Origin of the sequence: Gordonia rubripertincta, from assembly GCF_038024875.1 — a bacterium.
In the GTDB taxonomy this organism is placed as follows: Bacteria; Actinomycetota; Actinomycetes; order Mycobacteriales; family Mycobacteriaceae; genus Gordonia; species Gordonia rubripertincta.
The window spans coordinates 2,270,000-2,287,059 of the sequence record NZ_CP136136.1 but is presented as its reverse complement, the minus strand read 5'-3'; the positions used below and the strand labels follow the sequence as shown (position 1 = coordinate 2,287,059).

Here is a 17,060-nt window from a genome sequence, read left to right as displayed (position 1 = left end):
CCGTCGTCGTCGGCAGTGATCACGATGGGTGCGAAGATGACGGAATCGAGCCGGCAAGCAAGGGTCATGCCGCCAAGCGATCAGCCGTTGAAGATGTCGCGCAGAGCCTCGACTTCGGCGACCCTCTCCTTGTGTGTCGGCGCGGTGGGCGAGGCCAGGATGCAGGTGACGCCCGCCTCCCGGAACGCAGCGACGCGCTCGGCGACCTGCGACTTGGAACCGATCAGCGACATGGCGTTCACCAGGTCCTCGGGAATCGCCGCGGCGGCCTCGACCTTCTTGCCGTCGAGGTAGAGGTCCTGGATGAGCTTCGCCTCGTCGGCGTAGCCGTACCGGATGGCGAGCTGGTTGTAGAAGTTCTTGCCGCGGGCACCCATGCCGCCGATGTAGAGCGCGGCGTGGTGGCGGACGAGTTCCTTGGCGTTGTTGATCTGCTCGGCGTCGTCGGAGACCCGCGCGGTGGCCTGCACGACGATGCCCAGCTCGCCCAGCGACGGATCGCGCTTCGCCCTGCCGGCGGCCAGGGACTCACCGAAGGCGGCCTCGATCTGCTCCGGGTGGAACAGGATCGGCTGCAGCTCGTCGAACATCTCCGCGGCGAGCTCGATGTTCTTGGGGCCGATGGCGGCCAGCAGCAGCGGGATGTTGTCGCGGACCGGGTGGTTGATGATCTTGAGCGACTTGCCGAGTCCCGAACCGCCGTGCTCCTCGTCGAGCGGGAGAGTGTAGTGCTTGCCCTGGTAGTTCAGCTTCTCGCGGCGCCAGACCATTCGGCAGATCTCGGCGTGCTCACGGGCGCGGCCCAGCGGGTAGTCGTACTTGACGCCGTGGAAGCCCTCGATGACCTGCGGTCCCGACGCCCCGATGCCGAGCACCGCACGGCCGCCGCTGATGTAGTCCAGACCGGCCGCGGTCATCGCTAGGTTGGTCGGGGTGCGCGAGTACATGGGCAGGATGGCGGTCTGCAATTCCATCTTCTCGGTCTTCGCCGCGATGAAGCCGAGCTGCGAGACCGCGTCGAAGCTGTAGGCCTCCGGCACCGCGATCCGCTCCACACCCGCAGCCTCGAAGTCGGCGAGATTGTTGATGGTCTCGCGGAAGTCGCCCGCGTAGTTGATCGGCATGCCCAGCTTCATCGGTGTCATGGCGTCGGATTCTTCCACAGCGGCTGCCGGTTCCACCATGCTTGGCCGAGCGTTCGATCGCCCCGGGAAGCGACGGACGACACACCTTGGCCGAGCTGCGATGACGTGGGCGACACGCCGGTCGAGCCACGGATTCGCGCGAATCCGTGCCGAGACGTTTAGGAAATTCGAAGCCCAGCCCTCATCATGAAAACCATGAGCGGCGAAATGCTGATCCTGGTGCTGTTGGTGATCACGGCCCTCGGCTTCGATTTCACCAACGGCTTCCACGACACCGGCAACGCCATGGCAACCTCGATCGCCACCGGCGCTCTGAAACCGAAAGTCGCCGTCGGACTCTCCGCCATCCTCAACCTCGTCGGCGCATTCCTCTCGGTCGAGGTCGCCGCCACCATCACCAAAGAAGTTCTCAACATCCAGCAGACGTCCGGCCCCGACGCCGGCGAGATCGTCGCCGGCATCACCCCGACGACCGCGCTGCTGATCATCTTCGCCGGACTCATCGGCGGCATCCTCTGGAACCTGTTCACCTGGCTCTTCGGCCTGCCGTCGAGTTCCTCGCACGCCCTGTTCGGCGGGCTCATCGGTTCCGGCATCGCCGCCATCGGACTCTCCGGCGTGAACTGGCACGGGGTGTTCGGCAAGATCATCGTGCCCGCGCTGCTCGCCCCGGTGATCGCCTGCGTCGTCGCCGCGTGCGGAACCTGGCTCGTCTTCACGATCACCCGTCACCTCGCCGAGAGCCGCAAGGAACAGGGTTTCCGATACGGCCAGATCGCCAGCGCCTCATTGGTCTCGCTCGCCCACGGCACCGGCGACGCGCAGAAGACCATGGGCGTCATCGCGATGGCCCTGATCGTCACCGGCCATCTCGACGCGTCGACCGTGAGCCACGGACTCCCCCTGTGGGTCGTCGCGAGCTGTGCCGCGGCGATTGCGATCGGCACCTACCTGGGCGGCTGGCGCATCATCCGCACTCTCGGAAAAGGCCTGGTGGAGATCAGTTCCCCGCAGGGCATGGCCGCCGAGGCCTCGTCCGCGGCGATCATCCTGACCTCCAGCGCAGCCGGGATGGCGTTGTCCACCACGCAGGTCGCCACCGGGTCGATCCTCGGTTCCGGCGTCGGCAAGCGCGGCGCACAGGTCCGCTGGGGTGTCGCCGGCCGGATGGCAGTGGCGTGGCTCACCACTCTTCCCGCCGCCGGACTTGTCGGCGCGGCGTCGTTCTACATCGCCAACCTGCTCGGCAACGTCGCGGGAGCGGTGGCGATCTTCGGCCTCCTCGTCGCGGCGTCGGGCTACATGTACCGGCGGGCGCAGCAGAACAAGGTCGACGCCGGCAACGTCAACGACGACTGGGACGACACCACCGGCTCGGTGCTGCCGACCGATCCCGGGGCCACCCCGGACACCACCGCACGGTCCGCCTGACCGTCCCTGAACTTCCCCACCCGACACACGAGAGGACCCAGCTGAGATGGACATCGTCGAGGCGATCGCCAAGGTGCTGGTCGTCGGTCTGATCTTCGGCGCCGGCCTCCCCGCGCTGTTCGCGGTCGGCCTCCGTGTGCACGAGCAGGGTTCCGACGAGGTCATCGACGGTTCGGTCGTCGAGGGCAACCCGGCGATGCGTGTGCTGAGCTATGCGATCTTCGTCGTCGTCGCGCTGGTCATCCTCACCGCACTGCTGTGGATCACCCGGCAGACCCTCTACTTCCACACCGGCATCAAACTCTTCCCGTTTGGTTACAAGTGACCGCCACCTGGGTAAACAGCGGTTCCAGATAGGTATGAGCCGGAGACGCGATCAACCATGAGCAGTGAAACCCCGCTCTTCGAATCCGTGATCAACTGGATTCGCAAGGGCTATCCCCAAGGTGTCTCGCGCACCGACTTCCCGCCCCCGATGGCGCTTCTCACGCGGGTCCTGACCGACGAGCAGGTCACCGCCGTCGCGATGCAACTGGTCAAGGAGTACGGTCCCCGAGAACCGGTGACCGAGCAGCAGATCCGCGACGCCATCAAGCGGGTCACCAGCGAGCCCCCGACGGCCGAAGAAGTCGACCAGGTCGCCGGACGTCTCGCCGCGGTCGGTTGGCCCCTGGTGTCCAGCCGGGCCTGACACCGCGCTCCGCCGACACCGAGGACCGGCGGTGTCGCACCGAAACCTACAATCACGCTGGGTGGCTACGCATCCGCGTGACCGCACCGCGCCGGACGCACCTGCGTCCCGTCGAAGAAAGGGGGTGAGGAGTGGACCGCCCACAGTTGCTTTACCGCATCATCGAATGGCTGCGCACCGGATATCCCGACGGCGTGCCGCAGGGCGACTACATCCCACTCGTCGCCCTCCTGCGCCGCCAGCTCAGCGAGGACGAGGTGCAGGAGGTGTCGTCGCGGCTGATCCGTCAGTCGCCGCCGCCTCCCGAGCCGATCTCGAAGATCGACGCGGCCGTGGCCATCACCAAGGTCACCCGCGAGCTGCCGCACGAGGACGACATCGCCCGCGTACGTCGTCACCTGGAATCGTCGGGCTGGCCGTTCGACGGCCCCGACCCGAACGACGCGAACCGGGACGAGTCCTGAGAACTCTCCGGGCGCTTCACCTTCCCGCTCGGCCGGAGGTCGTGGACCGACGCGTCGAGCTGCTTTCGGTGCTCGACGGTTCGGTCGCGATCGTCCCGACCCCCGACGACGCCCGGGAGACAGCGCTTCTGATCGAAGCGCTGGCAGTGGGTGAGCCGATCGCCGACGATGTCTCACTCGTGGTCTCCACGTCGGGGTCGACCGGGGTCCCCAAAGGGGCGCAGCACACCCCGGCGACCCTGGCCGCATCGGCGCAGGCCACCGCAGACCGCCTCGGCGGACCCGGGAACTGGCTCCTGGCCCTCACCCCCCATCACATCGCCGGCCTTCAGGTCCTGTTGCGCGCCTTCGCGTCCGGACACACCCCCACCGTCCTCGACATGGCCGCCGGCTTCGACGCCGACGAGTTCGCCGATGCGCTCGACCGGTTGGGCGGGCCCCGGCGCTACACGTCACTCGTGCCGACGCAGCTCATCAAGGTCCTCGCCTCACCACGGGCGACCGCCGCGCTGCGCTCCGCCGACGGGCTGCTCGTCGGCGGAGCGGCGACCCCCGCTCCCCTCCTGCGCCGAGCCGTCGACGAGGGCCTCCCCATCGTCCGCACCTACGGGATGAGTGAGACCGCGGGCGGTTGCGTCTACGACGGCCTCCCACTCGACGGGGTCTCCATCCGCATCGACGAGCCGGCGCCCGACGGTGTGGGACGCGTCGTCCTCGGCGGTCCGATGATTGCGCGCGGATACCGGAACCTGCCGGATCATCCGGCCTTCGCCGACACGGGCAGGTTCCGCACCGACGACCTCGGACGACTCGACGACGGCGTCCTGTCGATCGTCGGGCGTGCCGACGAGGCCATCTCCACCGGTGGTCTCACGGTCGTACCTCAGGTGGTCGAGGCGGTGATCGTCGAGGACCCGACGGTCGCCGAGTGCGTTGTCGTCGGACTTCCCGACGATCGTCTCGGCGAGAAGGTCGTCGCGGTGGTCGTCGCCCGACGCGGAGAACAGCCCGACGCCAACCGGATTCGCGGTTCGGTCGCCGAGCGTCTCGGCCGGTACGCGGCGCCACGGGAGGTTCTCGAGGTCGACGAGCTGCCGTTGCGGGGTCCGGGTAAGCCCGACCGGCGTGAACTGCGTCGACGCTTCTCTTCGTAGATGTCGCGGATCGTGGCGGCCCGCACTACCTTTCGCGACATCTACGATCAGGCCGCGGCGCGGATCGCCTGCCGGATCGCCGATTCGACGTAGCCGGCCCGTTCCGTCAGGTCGCCCCAGGTGAAGTTCAGCACGGTCCACCCAGCCGCGATCAGCGCATTTCGACGGGTTCGGTCGCGCTGAAACGTGCGGGCGTCCCGGTGGAAGGCGAATCCGTCGAGTTCCACGGCCACCATCTGCGGGATGAACGCGACGTCGATCTCGTAGCCGCAACTGGGATGCGCGTCGTTCCGCGGCCGACCGTGCACCCGACTCCAGCAACTCGACCATCGGGCCCATCTCGGCCGCTCCGACACAGCGATACCGACGTCGGTAGGCCTCCTCCAGACGTTCGACGCTGATGCGACGCTGTTGCAGCGCCGCGTCGATCACCACGGCACCGAGTTGCACTTCCCCTTCCAGCGCCGACAGCGCAATTCCGGTGACCCGCAGGTCTCCGCGCACGAGGACATCCGCGTCGTCGAGGAACCGGTTGATGATGCGCACCCCTTTGACCGGTGGACCGTGCCGTCCGCGGGGCGCGGTGACGGTGATCGTCGCGGGCGGGTCGTCGACGATGCCGTGCCACCAGGCTGCCGCCAGTCCCGAGAGGATCGCCGAGCGCGTATCCGCAGGTCGGTACGGTTGCGGGTTACTGCGGCGGGCCGCAGATGTCGCGGATCGTGTCGTGCGACGCCACGATGCGCGACATCTGGTGGGGTGGTCGGCGGCGATCCGGCGTCGTGGCAGGATCGATCCGTGGCAACCGCATCGCAGTGGATTCAGGGCGCACGCCCCCGGACTCTCCCCAACGCCGTGGCGCCTGTGGTGGCCGGCGTCGGCGCGGCGTTGCACGGCACCTCGGGATGGGGCGGGATCTCGTGGTGGAAGGCCGTGCTCGCGCTCGCCGTGGCGATGGCGTTCATCATCGGCGTGAACTTCGCGAACGACTACTCCGACGGTGTGCGCGGCACCGACGACGACCGTGTCGGTCCGCTGCGCCTCGTCGGTTCGGGGCTCGCGTCGCCGGGTTCGGTGAAGGCTGCGGCGTTCATCTGCTTCGGCATCGGCGCGGTGTGCGGTCTCGTCCTGGCGATCGCGACGGCCTGGTGGCTGGTCGTGGTGGGTGCGGTCTGCATCGCGGGTGCCTGGTTCTACACCGGCGGCAAGCGGCCCTACGGTTATGCGGGGTGGGGCGAGGTCGCGGTGTTCGTGTTCTTCGGACTGGTCGCGGTGCTCGGTACCCAGTTCGTGGTGTCGGACCGCGTCGACCTGGTCGGCCTTGCCTGTGCGGTGGGCGTGGGCGCGGTCTCATGCAGCGTGCTGGTCGTCAACAATCTGCGCGACATCCCCACCGACACCGAGAGCGGCAAGATCACCCTCGCCGTTCGACTCGGCGACGCCCGCACCCGAATCCTCTTCGCCGTCCTGCTCATCACCCCGCTCGTGATGAGCGTGGCGCTGGCCTTCGCGACCCCGTGGGCGCTTGTCGGGCTGTTGACGTTCCCGCTCCTGTGGCAGGCGTACACGCCGGTCCGCACCCGGGCGCAGGGTCCGGCGCTGATCCCGTCGATCGGGACGACCGGCAAGGCGATGCTCGCGTGGGCGGTCGTCACCGCGGTCGCCCTGGCGCTGACCTCTTAGATCCGACGACGACCCCGCCCCCGACATCGATTGGCGGATTCTAGGGGTCCTCGCAACACCGGTTGGTTAGACGGGTACAAGTAAATCACGCAGACGCTCGGCTGGGGTTCTCCAGTCGAGCGTTTTGCGTGGTCGACTGTTGAGTCGTTGGGCGACGAGTTCGAGGTCTGCGGCAGTGTGCACCGACAGGTCGGTGCCCTTCGGAAAGTATTGGCGCAGTAGCCCATTGGTGTTCTCATTCGAGCCTCGCTGCCAGGGTGAATGCGGGTCGCAGAAGTAGACGGGCACATTGGTAGCGATGCTGAACTGCTTGTGGGCGGCCATCTCGCAGCCCTGGTCCCAGGTCAACGATCCCCGCAGGTGCTCGGGCAGAGAACCGATCAGCGGGATCAGTACGTCACGGACTGCTTCGGCCGTGTGCTCGCCGGGTAGATGACCGAGGAGCACATAGCGAGTCGAGCGTTCGACCAACGTCACGATGGCTGATTCCGACCGGCTGCCGACGATGAGGTCACCCTCCCAGTGACCGGGCACAGCCCGATCCTCGACCTCGGCCGGTCGATCGGAAATCATCACCATCTCGTCGACGAACCGGGTGGTGCGTCGATCTGGGGACCGGTGAGGTTTGCGGTGGGTGCGGCCGGTGCGTAACGCGTCGGCGAGTTCGCGGCGCAACCCGCCCCGGGCTTGGACGTAGATCGCCTGATAGATCGTTTCGGTACTCACTCGCATCGCCTCGTCATCGGGGAATTCGATGATCAAAGTGTGACTGATCTGTTCGGGAGACCATTGCTCGGCGAGTTTGTTCGAAACGTAATCCCGCAACGGTCCACCGACCGCCAGCTTGGAGTCTTTTGGTCGTAAACGCGAACTTGCCCAGTCTCTTTGGGCTCGATGAGGGCGATACACCCCAGAAACGGAGTAGGCGTCGATTTCTCGTTTGATCGTCGATGCCGGCCGACCCAGCTGGCGCCCGATCTCCCGCAGCGAGTCGCCGGCGCGACGCATGTCGGCGATCTGTTCCCGCTCGGACAAGGTGAGAAACCGAGGATGCAGTGGGGCTTCGATCCGGGCCAGTGACGGTCGCGTGTCAACAGTGGTCACACCGGTCTTGTAGTCGATCCGACGGCCATCGGGGTGGAGGCGCGCGTTGCCGATCTTGCGGATCCCGCTATCCCAGTCCCGGGCGGTGCGGATGTGCACTCCGACTTGCTTGGCAGCCTCACGGCGGCCGACACCGGCAGCGCGCAGCGCGTCATAGCGAGCGCGTCCCGGATGCCCGGAAGTGCCCCGTTTGCCGCGACCACGTAAGCCGGCTCGACGAACCCACCCATATGCCGTGGCACGGTTGACTCCCACACTGCGCGCCGCTGCTGTCACGTTGCCGTATTCACGGTCCAACGCCTCGAAAAACAGCTCCTTCAACTCCGCAGAAACCATGATCCCCGCAACTCCCTGATAGCCAGGGTGTTGCGGGGATCACTAGAACCCAAGATTCAGGGGTGGGGTCGTCGTCTGCGGGTTCACACCTCGGCGTCGACCTCGGGCAGGCTCGCCCAGACGGCGTCCTTGAGTTCCTCTGTGGTGGTGGCCGATTCGATCAGCGTCCGCGAAGCCTCGTCGGCGGCGTCGATGATGCCGAGCAGCAGGTACTCGCCGCGGAGCTGGCGGTCGCCGCGTTCGCGGGCGATCTCGACCGCCCGGGCGAACACCGCACGGGTGGCCGACGCGAACCGAGGGCGGTTACCCCGCCCGCGCGGACCACGACGGCCACGACCCGGTTCCCAGGGTCCCTCGCCGCCGGGGCCGAAGGGTCCACCGGGACCGAACGGTCCGGGTCCGAAGCCGCCGGCACCCTCGGGGCCGAAGCGCGGGTCGAAACCTTCTGGCCCGCAATCGGGGCGGGGTCCGCGGGCACGGTGCGGTCCATGACCGTGTCCATGCCGGCGTCCATGTCCTCGACCTCGTCCACGACCCCCGTCGGGACCTCCTCGATGGCCCGGCCCACGTCCGGGGCGTTCGCCCCAGCCGTCGGACAGGTCTTCACCGAAGCGTCCGCGGACGGCTTCGCGCACCTTGTCGAGGTCGATCCCGATGCTGCGCAGCGCTTCCCTGTCCTCTTCGTATCGTCGGCGTGCCGACTCGTCGTCGGTGTCGGTCGCATCGGCCTGGTCGGCGTGCTCGTCGTGGTACTTGCGCACCACTTCCCGCGCCGACGCCAGCGTCAGCCCCTGGTCGGCCAGGATCGAGAACAGCGGGCTCCGGGCGTTGCAGAGCATGCCCAGGATCAGATGATCGTTGCCCAGTTGCCGGTGTCCGAGGTCGGCGGCCTCCTGCGTGGAGAAGGCCAGCAGCATCTTGTCATCACGAGTGATTCGTTCAAACATCTTTGTCTCCTTCGGGTCCGCCCTCGCGGACCTCACGTTGTGAGTGCTTCTGATGCACGGCCTGCCGGCTGATCTGCAAAACTTCCGCGATCGACTGCCAGCTCCAGCCATTCGCGCGAGCGTTGGCGACCTGCACTTCTTCGAGTCGGTCGGCCAACGTGCGCAGCGCCCGAACCGCTGCCAAGCCCTTCCCCGGGTCACTGCTCGCGGCATCTCCGGCGAGGTCAGCACCCTGGGCGTCGTCCGGCGTTTCGGTCTTCTGGTCGTCGTGCATGGTGTCAGGTTATGTTGACGTCGCCGTCCTGTCAAGAATTATTGACGGGCCGCGCCACAGCTCGCGAACCCTCGGCTCCAACCGCGAGAACTCGCAAGGCGTCCGGAACGTCGCGCTGCTATGGTCTCCGCCCATGACATCTCCCTCCGCTGCCGCACGATCCGCCGACGCGCTCTTCGCAATCGTCGTGCAGCAGAACCCGGCTGAAGAGGGTGTACCGAGGTTGTCGTGATCACCGCACTGTTCGGCGGGATCGTTGCCGGTCTCGCGGTGGCGGTTCCCGTCGGCGCCGTCGGCACGCTGATCGTGATGACCGGCGCGCACCGTGGATGGCGAGTCGCAGCCGCCGGCGGCCTGGGAGCCGCCACTGTCGACACGCTCTACGCGAGCCTGGCGGTGATCGGCGGAAGTGCGGTCACCGCCGCAGTCGGAAGCGTGGCGACACCCCTGCGATGGCTGGCCGGCCTCGTACTGCTGACCCTCGGCGCCATGATGCTCCGGTCTGGCTGGGCAAGCGAAGCCGGACACCGACCGCCGGTCCATCACGCCTCTTCGGCACCCCGGGGGCGCCTTCATCAGCGTGTTCGGCGTGACGGCGATCATCGGCGGCGGACTCACGATGTTGCTCGCGACCCGAATCCTGTTCGCGTCGTGAAAGTTTCTGTATGACGTTGTGCTCGGATGCCGGGCGCAACGTCATACAGAATCGAGGAGTCACTCGTTCAGGATCGACTCGCTGATGTTCATCCGCGCCGCGCGTACGGCCGGCAGGAACGCCCCGATCAGGCACAGGGCGACCGCGATCCCGACGAACAGGGCAGCCGACGGTCGTGGTGAGTAGATCACCGTCAACGACGTCGTCACACTGAGGATTCGGTCGCTCAGCAGATGCATCATCGCACCGAGGACCACCCCGACCAGGGCGCCGACGACGGCGACCGCGGCCGCCTCGGCAAGCACCATGCGCGAGATGAACTTCCGCGAGGCGCCCATTGCCCGGAGCACACCCAACTCTCGCCGCCGCTCGATCACTGAGAGCAGCAGGGTGTTCAGCAGCGCGATCGCCGCGGCGCCGGCGACGATCCACTGGATCGCCACCGTGAACGAACCGGCCTGCTGCACCGTCGCCTGCGTGGCGGCCAACGCTTCCGCACCGGTGTAGACGCTGATCGGCTTGTTGCCGGTCGTTGGGACATCGGCGACGAGGGCTTCCAGCGACGTCTGGACCAGCTCCGGATCGGCGTCTGGTGCGGTGATCACCTGCAGGTAGGTGTCGCCCTCGCGTCCGAACCACTCCCCCAGCTGCTGCTGCGACAGCGCGGCGACCCCGGAGTCCACGGAGACGTAGTCGACGGTGTCCCGGACGACGACGTCGTGCGGGCCGGTGGGTGTCGCCAGCGTCACCGTGTCTCCGACACCCACATCGAGCACGCGCGCAAGCACATTCGACAACAGGATGCCGTTCCCGGCGAGCACCTGCTCGACCGACTCCGGCGTCGCCTTCCGCATGAACGGTGCGCGCGAACCCGGTTCCAGGCCCTGCACATTCGCTCTACTCTCGCCGATGTTGACCGCAGCCCACTGCCCACCGACGACCTCGGTCACCCCGGGCACCTTTGCGGCCGCGCCACGGATCGACGACGGCAGGATCGGACCCAGCGGCAGGCTCGCCGCCGAGGACGACGACACGTAGAAGTCCGGGTCGCCGAGTCCGTCCAACGATTTCGACATCGACGAGACGAGATTGTCCAGTGCACCCGACGTTCCCATACCCACGGCGATCGCGACGGCCACCGTCATGAGCGTCGCCCACGCCCGACGCGGCGCCCGTTCGGTGTTGACCGACGCCAGCTGGCCCGGTCCGCGGAACCAGCGGGCGACCCGAACAACGAGCCACGTCAACGGATTCGACAACGCAAAACACACCAGCAGCGCACCCACGAGATAGACGACACCGGCGAGGATCGCCGGCCGGCCGGGCACCGTCGCGACGATCACCCACGACGCGATCAACCCGGCGACACCCAGGATTCCGGCGAACACGACGACCGGCCCGCGGCGCTTCGACGCGTCGGACACCTCGACGGGAGCCATCGCCTCGACCGGAGACACCGAGAACACCGACCGCGCGGCCAGCGATGTGGCGGCGACACAGGCGATCACACAGGCGAGGACCGCGACCACCGGCGCGTACCCCGGCAGGTGATAGTTGATGACCGTGCCCACCGTGTCGGGCGGCGGGTCGGGCAGACTCGCGATCACCGCTCGGCCGGCGAGGATTCCGAGCGGGATTCCGATCACCCCACCGACCAGACCCATCAGTGCGGCCTCGCCCAGCATGTCGCCGACGAGGTGGGATCGTTTGGCGCCCAACGCCCGGATCATCGCGAGCGAACCGCGCCGCGACGCCACCGCCATGTTCATGGTGTTGAAGACCAGGAACGCGGCGATGACCAGGGACACCAGCGAGACGAGCAGCGTCGCATCGCGCGTCACCGAACTCGCGACCTCGGCCTGTTTGGCGCGGAAGTCCGGATCGACGACGACCGCCCGGCCGTCGACGATCTCCTCGACCTGCTTGCGCACCGACCCGACGTCGACGCCCGGTTCGGTGACGATGAGGATCGAATCGAGCCGTCCTTCCAACCCGACGAGTCGTTGCGCGAGGTCGAGGTAGGCGAACAGAAACCGACCGTTGTTGAGGCCGGCCGCCTGCTCGTTGTCGACGACCTCCAGCACCTCGACGTCGACGCCGTTGACCGTCAGCTTCTGCCCGACCCGGAGACCGAGCCCCGGGCCGGCGAAGACGCCGTTGCGCAGACGATCGAAGTCGATCGATCCGGAATTCTCCTGTTGCACTGCGGAACGCAAGCTGCCCGACAACGAGGTGACACGCTGGTCCGAGCCGATGAGCGGGATCGCCGACCCGTCGACGACAACCGACCCGCGGATCATCGGCACGACGGCCTTCGCACCGCCGACGTCGCCGCGGATCTGGCCGGCCAGCGACTGGTCGACGCCGGAGTCGGCGATCGCCGCGACCTCGAGATCGGCCGAACCGGAGATCGCATTGTTGAACGCGCGCACCGACTCCGACGTCGAACCGAAGGTCCCCAGGACCGCGATGAGCAGCGCCGACGAGACGACCACCACCGCCAGCGAGGTGAACAAGCGCAACCGGTGGGTACGGATCTCCCGGATGTTGAGCAGCCGGATGCGAGTGAAGCCGGCGAACAGCGCGTCGGCCCTGCTCACTCGGCGATCTTCCCGTCGCGCACCGTGATCGTGGTGTCGGCGAACGCGGCCGCCTTGGGGTCGTGGGTCACCATCACCACCAGCCGATCCGGCGCGGCGTGTGCGACGTCGGCGAGCAACTCCAGCACCGATTCCCCGGTCTTGGAGTCGAGGTTGCCGGTGGGCTCGTCGGCGAGCAGGATCGTCGGGTCCATGATGAGCGAACGGGCGATCGCGACGCGCTGCATCTGTCCGCCGGACAGTTCCGACGGCCGGTGGTCGACGCGGTCGCCGAGCCCGACCTGTTCGAGGAGTTCGACGGCGCGCGGCTTGGCCTTGCGCAGGGACTGGTTGTCGAGCAGCCGAGGCAGCGCGACGTTCTCCCACGCCGACATGGTCGGGACCAGATTGAAGAACTGGAAGACGAAGCCGACACGATGACGTCGGAAGGCCGACGCCGCGGTGTCGTCGAGCGCACCGAGATCGATTCCGTCGATGGAGATCCGGCCGGAGGTCGGGGTGTCGAGGGCGCCGAGGATGTGCAACAGCGTCGACTTGCCCGCACCGGACGGACCGACGATCGACGCGAACTGTCCCCCGGCGATGTTCAGATTCAGTCCGTCGAGGGCGCGGACGCGCTCCTCACCCATCTGGTACTCACGCACCAGGTCGACGGCCTCGACGAGTGGACGCACGGTTTCGGTCGGCACCCCCCGGATGGTAGCCCACCGGGTCGGTGCCACCCGGGGCTCAAGCCGTCCAGCGCCCCGTCGCGAGGAACTCGTCGAGGATCGCGTTCGCCGGGGCCAGATCGAAAGACTGTGCAGCGATCCACTTCTCGTCGAAGTAGGTGTTGGCGTAGCGGTCACCCGGATCGCACAGGAGCGTCACGATGCTGCCTGCCCGACGTTCGGCGACCATCTCCGCGACGAGGGAGAACGCACCCCACATGTTGGTGCCGGTCGACCCGCCGACGCGGCGCCCCAACATCTCCGACACCCGGTGCGTGGTGGCGATCGAGGCCTCGTCGGGAACGCCGATCATCCGGTCGATCACCTGGGAGATGAACGACGGTTCGACGCGCGGCCGGCCGATCCCCTCGATACGCGAACCGACCTCACCGGTCAGCGTTCCGTCGGCGGTCTCGTACGCCGGCAGGAAGACCGAGTTCTCCGGGTCGACGACGGCCAGCCAGGTGTCGTGCCGCCGGTACCGCACGTAGCGGCCCAATGTCGCCGACGTGCCGCCGGTCCCGGCGCCCACCACGATCCACGTCGGGATGGGATGCTCCTCGTCGGCCATCTGCGCGAAGATCGACTCGGCGATGTTGTTGTTGCCGCGCCAGTCGGTGGCCCGTTCGGCCATCGTGAACTGGTCGATGAAGTGTCCGCCCAACTCGGCCTCGAGGCGCAATGCCTCGGTGTAGACCTCACCCGGATGTTCGACGAAATGGCAACGGCCGCCATGCCGTTCGATCAGTGCGGTCTTCGCCGGCGACGTACTCGACGTCATCACGGCGATGAACGGCACGCCGATCAGCTCGGCGAAGTAGGCCTCGCTCACCGCCGTCGACCCCGAGGACGCCTCGATGACGGGCGTGCCCTCGGTGACCCAGCCATTGCAGATCGCGTAGAGGAACAGTGACCGCGCCAGGCGATGCTTGAGCGACCCGGTCGGGTGCGTCGACTCGTCCTTGAGGTATAGGTCGACGCCGGCGTCGCCGTCGGGTCCGGACCATCGCGACCACGCGGGCAACGGCACCCGCAGCAGATGCGTGTCGGCACTGCGCCGGGCGTCGGCCTCGATGAGCCGCACCGCGTTCTGCGCCCACGCACGGTCGTCCCGGTGATCGACGACCCGCGTCGGCCTCATGCGGGCCGTCCCGTCCGGAACGACCTCACCTGTCCCCGCGCAGGCGCGACTGGAGGTCGTCGTGGCGGGCCCGACGATCGGCCTCGATGGCGGCGATCTCGCCGTTGACCTTCAGCCGCAGCGACTTGAACAGGTACATGCCCAGCGGGAGCGCGATCAGCACGCCGAAGACGGCGGCGACGAGGAACGGCACGTCGACGCCCACGAGCTTGCCGCCGAACAGGATGGCGGCGGCGATGACGACGACGAGCAGCATGCGCGCGACGGTGTAGCCGAACAGGGCGAGCGCCAGGGTCGCGGGGCGGCCGCTGGGCGGAGGTGTACCGGGGGCAGGGTCTTGCGCTTCACTCACCCTCTCAGGGTACTTGCCGCCGTCGAATGACCCGCAGGTCGTGGGTCTTTGCCCGCCCTTTACCTGCCGCTGACGGTTCGAGTACCTGGGCGATTTGCGTGTATTTATGAAGAACGCGTCCATCAAGTGCCGGGCCGATTCGCCAAACCGCGGCGCACCGACAGGGCACCATCGTTTCAGGGGGAAACGTGACCAGCATCGAAACAACCGCGTCCAGCTACATCACCCCGGGACTCGCCAGCCAGCACACCCTGACCCCCGGCCAGGTGGCGGCAATGTTCAACGTGAATCCCAAAACCGTCGCACGCTGGGCCAGCTCGGGCATCCTCGGCTCCATCCGCACCCCGGGCGGCCACCGACGCTTCCGCGAAGAAGACGTGGTCGCGCTTCTGAACCGTCGTACCCACTAGGCGGGTCGGCCCATCGAGCGACCTCAACCGGCCGCCAGACGAACTGACGTACGCTGGTTGACGGGAGGTTGCCATGACTTATCTGTTTGCCGTTCTCGGTCTGCTCGCCATCGGTTTTCTGATGTGGCGCGCATTCGGACCGCAATCGGACGGCGGCGACGCCCCCTCGCCCGGCGGCCGTCGACGCCGCCCACGCGGGCCCGTGGGCCCCGATGACGACCCCGATTTTCTTCGGGACCTGGACAACCGCACCCGTGGACCCAAGGGCGGGGAGGCCGACGAGCTCTGATGATCCGCCGCCCTCGGTCCGGGTCATATACGAAAACCTGAGACGCACTTCAGAAAGTCGTGCCGGAACATACCCGAGGGTAGGGTAATGTCCTTCTCGTCATCGACTCCACGCTGGAAGATCCGAGAGAAGGCGCCGTTGAATCCGGGACGATCTCCGCAAGGGTCGTCGACCGACGACGACCTGAGCTTCGCCGACAAGATCGGTTACCTCTTCGAGCACAGCCGTGACGAGAACGGGATCCGCTACACCGGCAAGAAGATCGCCGAGAAGGCGAACCGCTTGGGGTACTCGCTGTCGGATGCGTACATCTCGCAGCTCCGCACCGGTAAGGCGCGTACTCCCTCGTTTCGCACCGTCGAGGCCATCTCCCGCGCCTTCGACGTCAGCGTCACCTACTTCCTCTCCAATCCCGACGAGGATCTCGAGCGCGTCAAACAGCAGCAGAACTATGTCGAGATGCTCGAGGTAACCGGCAGCCACCTGTCCGGCATCGACCTCGGCGCACTCTGCCCGAACACCATCGACGCCCTCATCGACCTGCTGAAGCTGGTCAAGGCACAGGCGCAGGCGAAACAGCCCCAGGGACCCTCACCCACTCGGGAAGACGGACCGGAGGCCGGCTTCTGAGTCAGCCCGTTGTCAGAGACCCGCGTACGAGTGCAGGCCCGAGACGACCAGGTTGATGATGAACAGGTTGAACAGCATCGCCACGAAGCCGGCGACATTGATCCAGGCCGCGGCGGTGTTCCGCCACCCGGCGGTTGCGCGGGCGTGCAGGTAGGCCGCGTAGATCACCCACGCGATGAACGACACCGTCTCCTTGGGGTCCCAGCCCCAGAAGCGGCCCCAGGCGGCCTCGGCCCAGATGGCACCACAGATCACGCCGAGACCGAAGAGCGGGAAGCCGACGACGACGGTCTTGTAGGCGAGGCGATCCAGGTTCTCGGCGGCCGGGATGTGGTCGAGGATGCGCCGCAGTGCACCGCCCGGTCCCGGACGAGCGGTGGAGGTCGTGTCGTCGTCGGGATTCGACGCCCAGCGCATCTTCATCAGGTACAGGATGCTGGCGACGCCGGAGACCATGAGGATGCCCGAGGACACCGAGATGATCGAGACGTGGACGGCCAGCCAGTACGACTTGAGCGCCGGCACGACGGGAGCGGCCTGGGTGTAGAGCCAGCGGCCGGCGATGAACATCAGCAGGACGACGGGTAGCAGCACGAACGAGAGCAGCGGACGGTGCTCGGGCTTGCGCAGGATGACCAGCGCGGCGATCACGCCGGCGGCACAGGTCATCGAGACGAACTCGTACATGTTGCCCCACGGCACCCGGTCGGTCGCCATGGCGCGCAGCACGATCGACGCGAGGTGCGCGACGAGTCCGACGATCACGACGGGCAGGCCCATGTTGCCGAGCTTGTCCCCGAACGTCCGCTTCTTCGGGCCTGCGACGCGTCCCGGCACGCGGACGTCGTCGGAGCCCGACGTGGCACCGGCGCCGGCGGCGACGAGTTCCCGCTCCTCGAGCTTGCGGCCGCGAACCGCCGCGAGTGCACCGAAGAACAGGAACGCGGCGACCACGTACACGGCCATCGCGGTGCCGAACAGCAGGTCGGAGTAACGCGCCAGCGTCTCGTCCACCTGGACGGTGCCGTTGTTCATCAGAGTTCC

General features: G+C 67.4%; 20 protein-coding genes. 10 read left to right on the top strand and 10 right to left on the bottom strand.

From position 1 onward, the window contains the following. Positions 1 to 80: 80 nt before the first annotated feature. Entirely contained in the window at positions 81 to 1,145 is a 1,065-nt protein-coding gene (locus tag RVF83_RS10415) for an LLM class F420-dependent oxidoreductase (RefSeq protein WP_005194676.1), read from the bottom strand. Positions 1,146 to 1,340: 195 nt separating this feature from the next. Here RVF83_RS10415 and RVF83_RS10410 point away from each other — a divergent pair, with 195 nt between their 5' ends. The 5 genes from RVF83_RS10410 (at position 1,341) to menE (ending at position 4,885) form a co-directional block, all read left to right on the top strand. Then, positions 1,341 to 2,576 carry an inorganic phosphate transporter gene (locus RVF83_RS10410; RefSeq protein WP_168432574.1) on the top strand — a complete coding sequence of 412 codons (1,236 nt, stop codon included), beginning with the start codon at positions 1,341 to 1,343 and terminating at the stop codon, positions 2,574 to 2,576. A gap of 46 nt (positions 2,577 to 2,622) precedes the next feature. Beyond that, entirely contained in the window at positions 2,623 to 2,901 is a 279-nt protein-coding gene (locus RVF83_RS10405; RefSeq protein ID WP_005194673.1) for a hypothetical protein, read from the top strand. A gap of 57 nt (positions 2,902 to 2,958) precedes the next feature. After that, entirely contained in the window at positions 2,959 to 3,267 is a 309-nt protein-coding gene (locus tag RVF83_RS10400) for a DUF3349 domain-containing protein (protein WP_005194672.1), read from the top strand. Positions 3,268 to 3,398: 131 nt separating this feature from the next. Next, complete coding sequence (locus tag RVF83_RS10395; RefSeq protein ID WP_005194671.1) at positions 3,399 to 3,731, top strand: DUF3349 domain-containing protein; 333 nt, start codon at positions 3,399 to 3,401, stop codon at positions 3,729 to 3,731. 41 nt (positions 3,732 to 3,772) lie between these two features. Beyond that, positions 3,773 to 4,885: an o-succinylbenzoate--CoA ligase gene (gene menE / locus RVF83_RS10390; RefSeq protein ID WP_051989236.1), complete on the top strand. Its 1,113-nt coding sequence runs from the start codon at positions 3,773 to 3,775 to the stop codon at positions 4,883 to 4,885. Between the two features lie 47 nt (positions 4,886 to 4,932). Here menE and RVF83_RS10385 read toward each other — a convergent pair whose 3' ends face one another. Then, positions 4,933 to 5,193 carry a DUF559 domain-containing protein gene (locus RVF83_RS10385; RefSeq protein ID WP_005194669.1) on the bottom strand — a complete coding sequence of 87 codons (261 nt, stop codon included), beginning with the start codon at positions 5,191 to 5,193 and terminating at the stop codon, positions 4,933 to 4,935. A gap of 490 nt (positions 5,194 to 5,683) precedes the next feature. On the opposite strand from RVF83_RS10385, the gene RVF83_RS10380 reads away from it, so the two are divergent. Beyond that, positions 5,684 to 6,568 (top strand): 1,4-dihydroxy-2-naphthoate polyprenyltransferase, encoded by an 885-nt coding sequence (locus tag RVF83_RS10380; RefSeq protein ID WP_005194668.1) that lies wholly within the window; start codon positions 5,684 to 5,686, stop codon positions 6,566 to 6,568. A 66-nt stretch (positions 6,569 to 6,634) separates the two neighbouring features. On the opposite strand, the gene RVF83_RS10375 is transcribed toward RVF83_RS10380, so the two are convergent. From RVF83_RS10375 to RVF83_RS10365, 3 genes are all read right to left on the bottom strand, one after another. Continuing rightward, the gene (locus RVF83_RS10375; RefSeq protein WP_005194705.1) at positions 6,635 to 8,008 is read right to left on the bottom strand and encodes an IS30 family transposase; all 1,374 of its coding nucleotides are present in this window, start codon (positions 8,006 to 8,008) and stop codon (positions 6,635 to 6,637) included. A gap of 83 nt (positions 8,009 to 8,091) precedes the next feature. Then, the gene (locus tag RVF83_RS10370; protein WP_005194189.1) at positions 8,092 to 8,955 is read right to left on the bottom strand and encodes a Clp protease N-terminal domain-containing protein; all 864 of its coding nucleotides are present in this window, start codon (positions 8,953 to 8,955) and stop codon (positions 8,092 to 8,094) included. Beyond that, complete coding sequence (locus RVF83_RS10365; RefSeq protein ID WP_005194191.1) at positions 8,948 to 9,229, bottom strand: helix-turn-helix domain-containing protein; 282 nt, start codon at positions 9,227 to 9,229, stop codon at positions 8,948 to 8,950. The genes RVF83_RS10370 and RVF83_RS10365 overlap by 8 nt, the downstream gene beginning before the upstream one ends. 228 nt (positions 9,230 to 9,457) lie before the next feature. On the opposite strand from RVF83_RS10365, the gene RVF83_RS10360 reads away from it, so the two are divergent. Beyond that, positions 9,458 to 9,898, top strand: coding sequence for a LysE family transporter (locus RVF83_RS10360; RefSeq protein WP_005194194.1), 441 nt, complete (start codon positions 9,458 to 9,460; stop codon positions 9,896 to 9,898). 45 nt (positions 9,899 to 9,943) lie between these two features. Here RVF83_RS10360 and RVF83_RS10355 read toward each other — a convergent pair whose 3' ends face one another. The 4 genes from RVF83_RS10355 to RVF83_RS10340 are packed head-to-tail and all read right to left on the bottom strand — an operon-like array spanning position 9,944 to position 14,687. Continuing rightward, on the bottom strand, positions 9,944 to 12,484 hold the full coding sequence (locus tag RVF83_RS10355; RefSeq protein ID WP_005194196.1) for an ABC transporter permease: 2,541 nt from the start codon (positions 12,482 to 12,484) through the stop codon (positions 9,944 to 9,946). Further along, a complete protein-coding gene (locus tag RVF83_RS10350; RefSeq protein WP_005194197.1) occupies positions 12,481 to 13,173 on the bottom strand; it encodes an ABC transporter ATP-binding protein in 693 nt (230 codons plus the stop codon). Before RVF83_RS10350 ends, RVF83_RS10355 begins: the two co-directional genes overlap by 4 nt. 40 nt (positions 13,174 to 13,213) lie before the next feature. After that, positions 13,214 to 14,335, bottom strand: coding sequence for a PLP-dependent cysteine synthase family protein (locus tag RVF83_RS10345; RefSeq protein WP_005194198.1), 1,122 nt, complete (start codon positions 14,333 to 14,335; stop codon positions 13,214 to 13,216). Between the two features lie 25 nt (positions 14,336 to 14,360). Next, complete coding sequence (locus RVF83_RS10340; RefSeq protein ID WP_005194199.1) at positions 14,361 to 14,687, bottom strand: DUF4229 domain-containing protein; 327 nt, start codon at positions 14,685 to 14,687, stop codon at positions 14,361 to 14,363. 188 nt (positions 14,688 to 14,875) lie between these two features. On the opposite strand from RVF83_RS10340, the gene RVF83_RS10335 reads away from it, so the two are divergent. The 3 genes from RVF83_RS10335 (at position 14,876) to RVF83_RS10325 (ending at position 16,016) form a co-directional block, all read left to right on the top strand. Next, positions 14,876 to 15,097 (top strand): BldC family transcriptional regulator, encoded by a 222-nt coding sequence (locus tag RVF83_RS10335; RefSeq protein ID WP_005194200.1) that lies wholly within the window; start codon positions 14,876 to 14,878, stop codon positions 15,095 to 15,097. Between the two features lie 73 nt (positions 15,098 to 15,170). Beyond that, positions 15,171 to 15,386 (top strand): hypothetical protein, encoded by a 216-nt coding sequence (locus tag RVF83_RS10330; RefSeq protein WP_005194201.1) that lies wholly within the window; start codon positions 15,171 to 15,173, stop codon positions 15,384 to 15,386. A 138-nt stretch (positions 15,387 to 15,524) separates the two neighbouring features. Then, positions 15,525 to 16,016, top strand: a complete 492-nt coding sequence (locus tag RVF83_RS10325; protein ID WP_005194202.1) for a helix-turn-helix domain-containing protein — start codon at positions 15,525 to 15,527, stop codon at positions 16,014 to 16,016. A 12-nt stretch (positions 16,017 to 16,028) separates the two neighbouring features. Here RVF83_RS10325 and ccsB read toward each other — a convergent pair whose 3' ends face one another. After that, on the bottom strand, positions 16,029 to 17,051 hold the full coding sequence (gene ccsB / locus RVF83_RS10320; RefSeq protein WP_005194203.1) for a c-type cytochrome biogenesis protein CcsB: 1,023 nt from the start codon (positions 17,049 to 17,051) through the stop codon (positions 16,029 to 16,031). Positions 17,052 to 17,060 lie beyond the last annotated feature (9 nt).

Excerpts from the sequence above, each read along its gene's own strand:
- RVF83_RS10405 (WP_005194673.1), top strand. The coding sequence starts at position 2,623 with ATGGACATCGTCGAGGCGATCGCCAAGGTGCTGGTCGTCGGTCTGATC.
- RVF83_RS10330 (WP_005194201.1), top strand. The coding sequence starts at position 15,171 with ATGACTTATCTGTTTGCCGTTCTCGGTCTGCTCGCCATCGGTTTTCTG.
- ccsB (WP_005194203.1), bottom strand. The coding sequence starts at position 17,051 with ATGAACAACGGCACCGTCCAGGTGGACGAGACGCTGGCGCGTTACTCC.
- RVF83_RS10375 (WP_005194705.1), bottom strand. The coding sequence starts at position 8,008 with ATGGTTTCTGCGGAGTTGAAGGAGCTGTTTTTCGAGGCGTTGGACCGT.
- RVF83_RS10410 (WP_168432574.1), top strand. The coding sequence starts at position 1,341 with ATGAGCGGCGAAATGCTGATCCTGGTGCTGTTGGTGATCACGGCCCTC.
- RVF83_RS10370 (WP_005194189.1), bottom strand. The coding sequence starts at position 8,955 with ATGTTTGAACGAATCACTCGTGATGACAAGATGCTGCTGGCCTTCTCC.
- RVF83_RS10365 (WP_005194191.1), bottom strand. The coding sequence starts at position 9,229 with ATGCACGACGACCAGAAGACCGAAACGCCGGACGACGCCCAGGGTGCT.
- RVF83_RS10345 (WP_005194198.1), bottom strand. The coding sequence starts at position 14,335 with ATGAGGCCGACGCGGGTCGTCGATCACCGGGACGACCGTGCGTGGGCG.
- RVF83_RS10400 (WP_005194672.1), top strand. The coding sequence starts at position 2,959 with ATGAGCAGTGAAACCCCGCTCTTCGAATCCGTGATCAACTGGATTCGC.
- RVF83_RS10415 (WP_005194676.1), bottom strand. The coding sequence starts at position 1,145 with ATGACACCGATGAAGCTGGGCATGCCGATCAACTACGCGGGCGACTTC.